Annotated in this window: 8 protein-coding genes; 3 read left to right on the top strand and 5 right to left on the bottom strand. The window is 66.3% G+C overall.

Translation table 11 applies throughout. The annotated features are described in order from the left end of the window. Nucleotides 1-279 precede the first annotated feature (279 nt). From fusA to F3J10_RS31060, 4 genes are all read right to left on the bottom strand, one after another. Complete coding sequence (gene fusA / locus F3J10_RS31075) at nt 280-2,391, bottom strand: elongation factor G (RefSeq protein ID WP_025098186.1); 2,112 nt, start codon at nt 2,389-2,391, stop codon at nt 280-282. A 412-nt stretch (nt 2,392-2,803) separates the two neighbouring features. Further along, a complete protein-coding gene (locus F3J10_RS31070) occupies nt 2,804-3,319 on the bottom strand; it encodes a DUF192 domain-containing protein (protein ID WP_025098185.1) in 516 nt (171 codons plus the stop codon). Between the two features lie 217 nt (nt 3,320-3,536). After that, nucleotides 3,537-3,740, bottom strand: coding sequence for a hypothetical protein (locus tag F3J10_RS31065; protein ID WP_013699156.1), 204 nt, complete (start codon nt 3,738-3,740; stop codon nt 3,537-3,539). Nucleotides 3,741-3,996: 256 nt separating this feature from the next. After that, entirely contained in the window at nt 3,997-4,575 is a 579-nt protein-coding gene (locus F3J10_RS31060; protein WP_167243705.1) for a pseudouridine synthase, read from the bottom strand. A gap of 235 nt (nt 4,576-4,810) precedes the next feature. On the opposite strand from F3J10_RS31060, the gene icd reads away from it, so the two are divergent. Both icd and F3J10_RS31050 read left to right on the top strand, forming a co-directional pair. Beyond that, complete coding sequence (icd, locus tag F3J10_RS31055; protein ID WP_025098183.1) at nt 4,811-6,064, top strand: NADP-dependent isocitrate dehydrogenase; 1,254 nt, start codon at nt 4,811-4,813, stop codon at nt 6,062-6,064. A 168-nt stretch (nt 6,065-6,232) separates the two neighbouring features. After that, nucleotides 6,233-8,461, top strand: coding sequence for an NADP-dependent isocitrate dehydrogenase (locus F3J10_RS31050; RefSeq protein ID WP_025098182.1), 2,229 nt, complete (start codon nt 6,233-6,235; stop codon nt 8,459-8,461). A gap of 183 nt (nt 8,462-8,644) precedes the next feature. Here the strand turns inward: F3J10_RS31050 and F3J10_RS31045 are convergent, their stop codons facing one another. After that, nucleotides 8,645-8,872 carry a hypothetical protein gene (locus F3J10_RS31045; RefSeq protein ID WP_013699152.1) on the bottom strand — a complete coding sequence of 76 codons (228 nt, stop codon included), beginning with the start codon at nt 8,870-8,872 and terminating at the stop codon, nt 8,645-8,647. Nucleotides 8,873-9,531: 659 nt separating this feature from the next. Here F3J10_RS31045 and F3J10_RS31040 point away from each other — a divergent pair. After that, complete coding sequence (locus tag F3J10_RS31040) at nt 9,532-11,934, top strand: ATP-binding protein (protein WP_167243704.1); 2,403 nt, start codon at nt 9,532-9,534, stop codon at nt 11,932-11,934. Nucleotides 11,935-12,095 lie beyond the last annotated feature (161 nt).

Raw genomic sequence — 12,095 nt, 5'->3', positions numbered from 1 at the left:
CGACGTGGTGCAGGCGATCGCTTCGGAGCCGGCGGCCGGGCAGGCCGCGGCCGCTTCGCGCGAGCCGCCCGCGCGGCGTTGAAGCACGATGCTGAAGCGCGGCGCGCCCCGGCGAGCCCGCCGCCATCCGCTTCCCGAGCCGGTTGCTGCATCGACCGCCTTGCCGCCGCGGCGCGCGCAATAAAAAGCCCGTCCACCAGGGACGGGCTTCGGAATTCGGGGCGCCGCCCGTGAGCGGCGCCCCATGTCGATCAGCGGGCCAACCTCAGCGGGCCAACCTCAACCCGCCTTCGACTTGATCACGGCTTCCGAGACGTTGTTCGGCGTTTCCGCGTATTGCTTGAACTCCATCGTGTAGGTGGCGCGGCCCTGGGTGGCCGAGCGCAGCGAGGTCGAGTAGCCGAACATCTCCGAGAGCGGCACCTCGGCGCGCACGATCTTGCCGCCGCCGCCGGCGATGTCGTCCATGCCCTGCACGATGCCGCGACGGCTCGACAGGTCGCCCATCACGTTGCCCATGAAGTCCTCGGGCGTCTCCACTTCCACCGCCATCATCGGCTCGAGCAGCACCGGCTTGGCGCGGCGCATCGCTTCCTTGAAGGCCATCGAGCCGGCCATGCGGAAGGCGTTTTCGTTCGAGTCGACATCGTGGTACGAGCCGAAGGTCAGGTGCACCTTCACGTCGACCACCGGGTAGCCCGCCAGCACGCCGGCCTTCAGCGTGTCGGTGATGCCCTTGTCGACGGCCGGGATGTACTCGCGCGGAATCACCCCGCCCTTGATCTCGTCGAGGAACTCGTAACCCTTGCCCGGGTTCGGCTCCAGCGTGATCACGGCATGCCCGTACTGGCCGCGGCCGCCCGACTGCTTGACGAACTTGCCCTCGACGTCCTTCGCCTCGGTGCGCACCGTCTCGCGATAGGCCACCTGCGGCTTGCCGACCGTGGCCTCGACGCCGAACTCGCGGCGCATCCGGTCCACCAGGATTTCCAGGTGCAGCTCGCCCATCCCGGAGATGATCGTCTGGCCCGATTCCTCGTCGGTCTGCACGCGGAACGAGGGATCCTCCTGCGCCAGGCGGTTCAGCGCCAGGCCCATCTTCTCCTGGTCGGCCTTGGTCTTCGGCTCGACCGCCTGCGAGATCACCGGCTCCGGGAATTCCATGCGCTCCAGGATGATCGGCGCGTTCACCGCGCACAGCGTGTCGCCGGTGGTCGCGTCCTTCAGGCCGACCGCGGCGGCGATGTCGCCCGCGCGCACTTCCTTGATTTCCTTGCGCTCGTTGGCGTGCATCTGCAGGATCCGGCCCAGGCGCTCCTTCTTGTCCTTGGTGGCGTTGAGCAGGGTGTCGCCCGACTCGATCACGCCCGAGTAGACGCGGAAGAAGATCAGCTGGCCGACGAAGGGATCGGTCATGATCTTGAAGGCCAGCGCCGAGAACGGCTCGTCGTCGCTCGGATGGCGCTCCGCCGGCTTTTCCGGGTCGGCATAGTCATGGCCGAGGATGGCGGGCACGTCGACCGGCGAGGGCAGGTAGTCGATCACGGCGTCGAGCATGGCCTGCACGCCCTTGTTCTTGAAGGCGCTGCCGCAGAGCATCGGCACGATCTCGTTGGCGACGGTGCGCTGGCGCAGCGCCGCCTTGATCTCGTCCTCGGTCAGCGAGTCGTGGTCGGTCAGGTATTTCTCCAGCAGTTCCTCGCTCGATTCGGCGGCCGCCTCGACCATCTTCTCGCGCCATTCATGGGCCAGCTCGCGCAGGTTTTCCGGAATTTCCCCGTATTCGAACTTCACGCCCTGGCTCTCGTCGTCCCACAGGATCGCCTTCATCTTGACCAGGTCGACCACGCCCTGGAAGTGATCCTCGGCGCCGATCGGAATCTGGATCGGCACCGCCACGCCCTTCAGGCGATCGCCGATCTGCTTCTGCACGCGGAAGAAATCCGCGCCGACGCGGTCCATCTTGTTGACGAAGGCGATGCGCGGCACCTTGTATTTGTTGGCCTGGCGCCAGACGGTTTCCGATTGCGGCTGCACGCCGCCCACCGAGTCGTAGACCATGCAGGCGCCGTCCAGCACGCGCATCGAGCGCTCGACCTCGATCGTGAAGTCGACGTGCCCGGGGGTGTCGATGATGTTGATGCGGTGCTCGGGATAGTTGCCGGCCATGCCTTTCCAGAACGCGGTGGTCGCGGCCGACGTGATCGTGATGCCGCGCTCCTGCTCCTGCTCCATCCAGTCCATCGTGGCCGCACCGTCATGCACTTCGCCGATCTTGTGGCTCACGCCGGTGTAGAACAGGATGCGCTCGGTCGTCGTGGTCTTGCCGGCGTCGATGTGAGCGCTGATCCCGATATTCCGATAGCGCTCGATGGGGGTTTTGCGGGGCACGTGAACCTCCTGGTGGTTCCTGGACTAACGGATCGGCCGAGATTGACCGGTCCGGGACTACTTTTTCGAGATTTCAAGCATAGCCTGTGCTCGTGGCTTTTGCAGGTGGGGATCGCGGGCCGGGATTCAAGCGGGGGCGCGAAACCGGGCGGGCGAGGCAGGCAGACAGCCGGAAAGCCGCATCGGGCGTGCCGCGGCGGGCGATGCCCGGGGGAAATTCAGGGGAAATTCGGAGGGATTCGGCGAGGACGCGACGGCGCCGGACGAGGTTTCGGCCCGGGCATGAGCCCCGGCCCCGCGTGCGCCGCGCGAGATTTCAGACCCGCCGCGCGCGCTGGCGGCGGCAGGCTGCAACTGTATACAAGGACTACAGGGACGACGAGGGGCTACAAGAACGTCGCGCCCGCCGCGCTCACTGCTGTTGCGGCTGCGGCAGGCCCTCGAGCTTCATGCCCGGCTTGATGCCCTTGGCCGTGAACCAGCCCTTGCTCATTTCCAGCGCATACACGCCGTTGTTGCGCGGGCAATGGTTGTCGGTGGTCTCGGCCTGCATCTCGTCGATGTCGGTGACGGTGCCGTCGGCGCGGATGAAGGCGATCGACAGCGGGATCAGCGTGTTCTTCATCCAGAAACAATGGACCGCGTTCTCGTTGAAGACGAACAGCATTCCCTCGTTCGGCGCGAGCTGGCTGCGATACATCAGCCCCTGTTCGCGATCGGCCTCGTTGGCGGCCACGGCCGCGTCGATCACGTACATGCCGGCGCGCAGCTTCACGCGCGGGAACTCGCTCGGCTGCTTCGCACCCGGCGGAATGCCGTTCGATTGCGCGAGGGCGGGCGCGATGCCGCCGGCGGCGAACGCGAGCGCGACGGGAACCACGGCAAGGCGCACGAGGCGGGACAGCGAAGAGCGCGGGGAGAATCGCACGACGGAACTCCTGAACGGGTAATCGAGGGCTGCATGGTACGCGATGCGCGCGCGCCGGTGCAGCAGGGATGCGCGCCTCGAAGCCCGCTGAAAGCTTCGCGGCCGGGCGCGCCTGGGGCGCGGCCAAAACAAAAAGGCAGATCGCCTCGCGGTGATCTGCCTTTCAACGGCACGGGAGCCGGGTTGCCGGCCCCGATGCTGTTTACAGCCTGCTTACTTAGTTCGAAGCAGCTGCCGGTGCTGCTGCGTCGCTTGCAGCTGCCTTCTTCTTCGAAGCGTGCTTCTTCGTTGCGTGCTTCTTGTGCGTTGCCTTCTTGGCCGGTGCCGAAGCGGCTTCCGGAGCAGCGGCCGGAGCCGAAGCTTGTGCGAATGCAGCCGTTGCGAACAGGCCAGCGACCAGAGCGGCGATCAGTTTGTTCATCTTGTGTTTCCTCAGCTTTAGTTAATTAACCAAATGACCCGGCATAGGAGTCAATTCGTCTAACGAGGCCATCCACCTTTCGGTTGACAGACGCGACAGGAAATTTTTCCTGGCGCTGCGGACACGGCTGCGGGCGGCTTCGGTCTGGAAGGACCAGGCTTACCGCGGCTTGGCGCCAATGCCGGATAGCTTCGGTCGGCATCTGCGTCTGATAACGGGTGGTCGAGAGGATCGGTTGACGCACGTCATGAAACTTTCATGCGTGGGGCGCAAAACCGTCCCAGGGCGCGCGCGGCGGCAGCGCGAGCGTGTCACCCGGTGCAAGGCCCAGCGCGAACAGGTCGAGCGTGCCGATGCCCACGCGCACCAGGCGCAAGGTCGGGTAGCCGACCGCGGCTGTCATGCGGCGCACTTGGCGGTTCTTGCCTTCGGTGATCGACAGCTCGATCCAGGTGGTGGGGATCGCGGCGCGAAAACGCACCGGCGGATTGCGCGGCCACAGCGTCCCCGGCGGTTCGACGTAGTCGGCGCGGCAGGGGCGCGTCACGTAATCGCCGAGATCGACGCCGCGCGCCAGTGCCTTGAGCGCGGCATCGTCGGGCGCGCCTTCCACCTGCGCCCAGTAGCGCTTGACCAGCTTGTGACGCGGTTCGGCGATGCGCGCCTGTAGCGCGCCGTCGTCGGTGAGCAGCAGCAGGCCTTCGCTGTCGGCGTCGAGCCGCCCGGCCGGATAGACGCCGGGCGTGCGCACCCAGTCGCCCAGCGAGGGGCGGGTTTCGTGCGCCGAGAACTGGCAGATGGTGCCGAACGGCTTGTTGAGGGCGATCAGGGGCATCGAGGGAGCGGGCGCGGGGCGGGCCGCGTCGTGTGGCAAATGGCGGAATCTTAATGCATAATACGGAACGCCAAGTCTTTTGTCTTATATAAGACTTGATGGTCGTCGGCAGCCGCGCGCGTTGCTCGCGCCGCCTTGCCCGGTCGGGGCGCTAGAATAGCGGCCAAGGTTTTCTGTGCATCAGCCAGGCAACTACACGCTTTCCAATCAGCCCAGCCATTCACTGGAGTCGACCATGCCGTATCAGCACATCGTGGTTCCGGACGGGGGTGACAAGATCACCGTCAATCCGGATTTGACGCTCAACGTGTCGGATCAGCCGATCATCCCTTACATCGAGGGCGACGGCTGCGGCGTCGACGTCACGCCGGTGATGCTGAAGGTGGTCAACGCCGCGGTGGAGAAGGCCTACGGCGGCCAGCGCAAGATCCACTGGATGGAGATCTACGCGGGCGAGAAGGCCACGCGCGTCTATGGTCCCGACGTCTGGCTGCCCGAGGAGACGGTCGAGGTGGTGCGCGACTACCTGGTCTCGATCAAGGGCCCGCTCACCACGCCGGTCGGCGGCGGCATTCGTTCGCTGAACGTCACGCTGCGCCAGGAACTCGATCTCTACGTCTGCCTGCGCCCGGTGCGCTACTTCAAGGGCGTGCCCTCGCCGGTGCGTGCCCCGGAGAAGACCGACATGGTGATCTTCCGCGAGAACTCGGAAGACATCTACGCCGGCATCGAATGGCCGGCCGATTCGGAGCAGGCCAAGAAGGTGATCCGCTTCCTGCGCGAGGAGATGGGCGCCAAGATCCGCTTCCCCGACAGCTCCGGGCTCGGCATCAAGCCGGTCTCGCGCGAGGGCACCGAGCGCCTGGTGCGCAAGGCGATCCAGTACGCGATCGACCACGACCGCAAGTCGGTCACCCTGGTGCACAAGGGCAACATCATGAAGTACACCGAAGGCGCGTTCCGCGACTACGGTTACGCCCTGGCCCTGAAGGAATTCGGCGGCGAGCTGATCGACGGCGGCCCCTGGGTGCGCGTGAAGAACCCCAGGACGGGCGCCGAGATCACCATCAAGGATTCGATCGCCGACGCCTTCCTGCAGCAGATCCTGCTGCGCCCGGCCGAATACGACGTGATCGCCACGCTGAACCTGAATGGCGACTATATTTCCGATGCACTGGCCGCGCAGGTCGGCGGGATCGGCATCGCGCCGGGCGCCAACCTGTCGGATTCGGTGGCGATGTTCGAGGCCACCCACGGCACGGCGCCGAAGTACGCGGGCAAGGATTACGTGAACCCGGGCTCGGAAATCCTGTCTGCCGAGATGATGCTGCGCCACCTCGGCTGGACCGAGGCGGCCGACCTGATCATCGCCGCGATGGAAAAGTCGATCCAGCAGAAGCGCGTCACCTACGATTTCGCGCGGCTGATGGAGGGCGCGACGCAGGTTTCGTGCTCGGGCTTCGGCAACGTGCTGATCGAAAACCTGTAAGCAAGCCCAGCGGTATCGCCGGAGCGATCCGGCCACCCCGGCGCGCGGCCGATGTCGCCGGGGCAAGAAAGCGGTTCGTCGGCCCTGCATTCGCGGTTGGTTAGATCGCGGCCCGGTTGGTTCGCTGTCAGCGATCTTCTGTCAATTTCTCGGTTCCAAGCATCAAACATGTCCACGTCCAAGATCATCTACACCCTCACCGACGAAGCTCCGGCACTCGCGACCTATTCGCTGCTGCCGATCGTCAAGGCCTTCACGCATTCGTCGGGCGTCGACGTCGAAACGCGTGACATCTCGCTGGCCGGCCGCATCATCGCCGCCTTCCCCGAGGCGCTGACGCCCGAGCAGAAGATCAGCGACGACCTGGCCGAACTCGGCCAGCTCACGCTGCGCCCGGAAGCGAACATCATCAAGCTGCCGAACATCAGCGCCTCGGTGCCCCAGCTCAAGGCCGCCATCGCCGAGCTGCAGGCGCAGGGCTACAAGCTGCCGAACTACCCCGACGAAGCGGGCAACGACGCCGAGAAGGACGTCAAGGCACGCTACGACAAGATCAAGGGCAGCGCCGTGAACCCGGTGCTGCGCGAGGGCAACTCGGACCGCCGCGCGCCGCTGTCGGTCAAGAGCTACGCCCGCAAGCACCCGCACAAGATGGGCGCCTGGACCGCCGATTCGAAGTCGCACGTCTCGAGCATGAGCGAGGGCGATTTCTACGGCAGCGAGAAGTCGGCGCTGATCGGCACGGCCGGCAACGTCAAGATCGAGCTGACCACGGCCGACGGCACCAAGAAGGTGCTGAAGGAAAAGACCGCCGTGAAGGCCGGCGAGATCATCGACGCCTCGCTGATGAGCCGCGCCGCGCTGCGCAGCTTCCTGGAAGCGCAGGTCGCCGACGCGAAGGCCAAGGACGTGCTGTTCTCGGTGCACCTGAAGGCCACCATGATGAAGGTGTCCGATCCGATCCTGTTCGGCCAGGTGGTTTCGGTGTTCTATGAAGACGTGCTGGCCAAGCACGCCGACGCGCTCGCCAAGATCGGCTTCAACCCGAACAACGGCATCGGCGATCTCTACGCGCGCCTGAAGGACCTGCCGGCCGAGACGCGCGCGGCGATTGAAGCCGACATCAAGGCCCAGTACGAGAAGCGCCCGCACCTGGCGATGGTCAACTCGGACAAGGGCATCACCAACCTGCACGTGCCGAGCGACGTGATCGTCGACGCCTCGATGCCCGCCATGATCCGCGACTCGGGCGGCATGTGGGGCGCCGACGGCAAGCTGCACGACGCCAAGGCCGTGATTCCGGACCGCTGCTACGCGGGCGTGTACCAGGCCGTGATCGACGACTGCAAGCAGCACGGCGCGTTCGACCCGGTGACGATGGGCAGCGTGCCCAACGTCGGCCTGATGGCGCAGGCGGCCGAGGAATACGGTTCGCACGACAAGACCTTCCAGATCCCCGCCGACGGCGTGGTGCGCGTCACCGACGAAGCCGGCAACGTGCTGCTCGAGCACACGGTGCAGACGGGCGACATCTGGCGCATGTGCCAGACCAAGGACGCGCCGGTGCAGGACTGGGTCAAGCTGGCCGTGAATCGCGCGCGCGCCTCGAACACGCCGGCCGTGTTCTGGCTCGACGCGAACCGCGCCCACGACGCGCAGATCATCAAGAAGGTCGAGCAGTACCTGAAGGATCACGACACCAGCGGTCTCGATATCCGCGTGCTGCCGCCGGTCGAGGCGACCCGTTTCTCGCTGGATCGCATCCGCGCCGGCAAGGACACCATCTCGGTGACCGGCAACGTGCTGCGCGACTACCTGACCGACCTGTTCCCGATCATGGAGCTGGGCACCAGCGCCAAGATGCTGTCGATCGTGCCGCTGATGGCCGGTGGCGGCATGTTCGAGACGGGCGCGGGCGGCTCGGCGCCCAAGCACGTCCAGCAGTTCAACGAGGAAGGCTTCCTGCGCTGGGATTCGCTGGGCGAGTTCCTCGCGCTGGCCGCCTCGCTGGAGCACCTGGGCAACCAGTACCACAACCCGAAGGCGCTGGTGCTGGCCAAGACGCTCGACCAGGCCACCGGCAAGTTCCTCGACGAGAACCGTTCCCCGGCACGCAAGGTGGGCGGCATCGACAACCGCGGCAGCCACTTCTACCTGTGCCTGTTCTGGGCCCAGGCGCTGGCCGCGCAGACCGATGACGCGGAACTGGCCGCGCAATTCGCCGGCGTCGCCAAGACGCTGACGGAGAACGAGGCGCGCATCGTCGAGGAACTCGGCGCGGCGCAGGGCAAGCCGGTCGACATCGGCGGCTACTACCGCCCGAACGTCGAGCTGACCAGCAAGGCGATGCGCCCGAGCGCGACGCTCAACGGCGTGGTCGACGCACTGGGCAAGTAAGCCGGGCGAGTGCCCGGCGCCGATCGATCGCGTGCCTTTGCGATAACCGGCGCCGGACGAAACACGGCGCGCGAGGTGGGGTTCACCTTGCGCGCCGCGGCTTGTGTCGATAGCCGGGATGCCGGCTGTCGACCGGGCGAAGCGGGAGGCCCGCGCAGCGATGCGCGGGCCTCCCGCTGCCGTTTACACGTGGACGATTTCCCAGTCGTCGAGCTGGCCCGGGATATCGAGCGTGGACGTATCGACTTCCTCGAGCGTCGGGCAGTTCACGCCGCGCGCCAGGTAGTCGACCGCGTGCTCGGGGCTCTGGAATTCACCGAGCGAGTCGTTGCCGAAAGTGGCTTCCCAGCCGTCGTTGCCCGGCAGGATATAGAACGATCCCTGGTCCGATCCGTAGCGAAATCCTTTCATTTCATCCTCCGCCTGCTAGTCAAAAAGAATCCGGTGTGTGACGGTCATCGTGGGTGGCGCTGTCTGCCTGCCTGCGAAACCGTCGATCCATGGAAACCAGTCTACGTGCGCGCCGAATCCGGATCGAGCCCGTAGAGGCCTCGTTCCAAACAAAAATAAATCAATAAAAACAATGTCTTGAAAAATATATTTCGCGATGCGCAACGCTGTGCGGCATTGCGAAAACGCCGATTTGTGCCCCGCACCACGATTTTTTACGACACGCGGCAACGTTCCGCATCGTGAAATTTTCGGGGTTCAGGGCGAGGGCAGGACGGCCGACACGAAAAATCGATGCGGGAAGCGCGGGCGAACGGGGGAGAGGAAGGGGGAAACGAGAGGAGAAATGGACCCGCGGGAGCTGGGCCCGAGCAGGCTGCGGACGATCCCGGAAAGCGGCCCGAAAACGCGATCCGGCCGGGAGTTAACGGCATCGTTTCGACGATCTTTAGGCTTCCTCCGGGATATCACGTGGAAATTGTCCATTTCGATACCGAATTTCGGAGGGTCATCGTTCGGTCATATCGCGGTCGCCATAATGCGCCCGCCCGCCGATTCGTCCGATAGTTCGAACGGACGGGCGGGCCGACACAAAACACATGGCTGCTACGGGGATTCACATGACCATCCGACATCGCATTACGTTGCTTGTCGCGCTGATGTTCGTCGCGCTGGCGGCGATCGGCGGCTACGCCGTTTATCAGGCGCAACGCAGCGCGGCGAGCGTTCGTCAGGTGACGCAGGGCGTGGTGCCCAGCGCGCTCGCATCTTCTGATCTCGTCGCCGACGTCAAGGACGTCCAGATCGCGACGATGACGCTCATCTACGCGCCCGACGCCGCCATGGCCTCGCAGGCGCGCGCCGAACTCGACGCGAAGGAAGCGTCGCTGAACACCGCGCTCGACGCGCAGGGCCGCTCGGCGGCCAGCCACGCCCAGGCCGGGCTGGTCGACCAGGCCCGCGAGAGCCTCAAGAATTACTTCGACGCGATCCATGACACCGCCAAGATGAAGGCCGACGGCAAGGCCGAGCTGGCCCAGGCCAACCTGTTCGCCAACGTCGCCCAGTATCGCGACGAGCTGGAGGGCATCATCGAGACGCTGCGCATCGAGAAGAACCGCCAGAAGGACGAGGCGATCTCGACGCTCAACGGCATGCTCGCCACCACCACCATGACCATCTCGGCGGTGGCCGGGGTGGTGATCATCGTGCTGATCGCCGTCGGCCTGATGCTCTATCGCCAGATCGTGCGCCCGCTCGGCCGCATGCAGGAGATGATGAGCGAGATCGCCGCGAGCCAGGACTTCACGCGCCGCGTGCCGGTGGGCCGGATGGACGAGATCGGCCGCTCGATCGTCGCCTTCAACGGCATGATCGAGACGATCCAGCGCAACGCCGCCCAGCTCAAGCAGCGCACCGCCGACATCCAGGCGATGCTGCAGAACATGCAGCAGGGCATCCTGACCATCGTGCCCGGCGGCACGGTGCATCGCGAGTACTCGGCCTTCCTCGAGCGCATCTTCGAGACCGGCGATATCGCCGGCCGCCCGGTGATGGAGCTGGTGTTCGCCGATTCCGACATCGGCTCGGACGGCCGCGCGCAGATCGACGCGGCGATCGACTCCTGCCTCGGCGAGGACGGCATCAACTTCGAGTTCAACCAGCACCTGCTGGTCAACGAGATCGGCAAGCGCATGCCGAACGGCAGCGAGAAGCGCCTGGACCTGTCCTGGTCGGCGATCACCGACGAGACCGGCACCATCGTGCGCCTGATGCTCTGCGTGCGCGACGTCACCGAGCTGCGCGCGCTGTCGGCGCAGGCCAACGAGCAGCGCCGCCGCCTGGAGATGATCGGCGAGATCCTGGCGGTCAGCCAGGACAAGTTCCACGATTTCGTCGAGAGCGCCACCGGCTTCCTGCACGAGAACGAGCGCATCATCCGCCAGCACGAGCGCGCCGACAGCTCCGCGCTGGCCGAGCTGTTCCGCAACATGCACACCATCAAGGGCAATGCGCGGACCTACAGCCTGCAGCACCTGACCAACATCGTGCACGAGGCCGAGCAGGTCTATGACGAGCTGCGCAGCGCCGAGGCCGCGCGCGCCTGGGACCAGCACGAGCTGATGACCGACCTGGCGCGCGTGCGCGAGGCGCTCGACCACTACGCGACCATCAACAGCGTGAGCCTCGGCCGCCGCGGCCCGGGTGGCCCGGGTGCCGCGGTCGAGCCGGATCGCTACCTGGTGGTGGAGCGCCGCCGTATCCACGAGAGCCTGCGCCTGCTCGAGGCGGCCGATCCTTCGGATCCGCACGATTGGCTGAGCATGCGCGATTCGGTACGCGACACGCTGCGCCTGCTGGGCACCGAGACGCTGGGCGAGATGATCGCCGGCGTGACCGATTCGCTGCCGGCGCTGGCGCGCGACCTGGGCCGCGCCGAACCGCTGGTGCGCATCGACGACAACGGCTACCGCGTGCGCAGCGAGGCGGCGGGCGTGTTGAAGGACGTCTTCATGCACCTGCTGCGCAATGCGCTGGACCACGGCATCGAGCCGGTCGAGGCGCGTCGCGAGATCGGCAAGGCCGAGGCGGGCACCATCGACATCGAGGTCGGCGTCGACGCCGGCATGCTGCAGATCACCGTCAGCGACGACGGCCGCGGCCTGGCGCTGGAGCGCATCCGCAGCATCGCCGCCGAGCGCGGCTGGCTCGACGATCCGGCCGTGGCCGGCAACGACGAGGCGGTGGCCGCGCTGATCTTCCGCCCCGGCTTCTCGACCGCCAGCACCGTCACCGACGTGTCGGGCCGCGGCGTGGGCATGGACGCGGTGCGCAGCTTCGTGGTGCGCGCCGGCGGCAGCATCGCGCTGCGCTTCACCGACGATCGCCAGGGCGCCGCCTATCGCCGTTTCCAGACCATCGTCAGCCTGCCGGACCGCTTCGCGGTCGACAGCGTCGGCATCGTGGTCGAGGGCGGCGAAGCGCCGGTGCGCGACGCGGACCGGGCAATCGATCGGGCGTGACGGGGTCTTGATGATGCAAGCAGAAGTTCTGGCGGCCGTGTTCGCGATCGTCGCGGTGGCGGCGATCGCGGCGGCCGTGGTGCTGCGCCTGCGCCTGGCCGGCGCGCGCGACGAGCTGCGGCGCGGCCTGGCCGAGCGCGAGGCCGCGCAGGCGCATCTCG

It is taken from the genome of Burkholderia sp. Cy-637 (assembly GCF_011753175.1).
Lineage (GTDB): Bacteria > Pseudomonadota > Gammaproteobacteria > Burkholderiales > Burkholderiaceae > Burkholderia > Burkholderia gladioli.
Note: the sequence above shows the minus strand (reverse complement) of the source record. Positions and strands in the feature narration are given on the sequence as shown.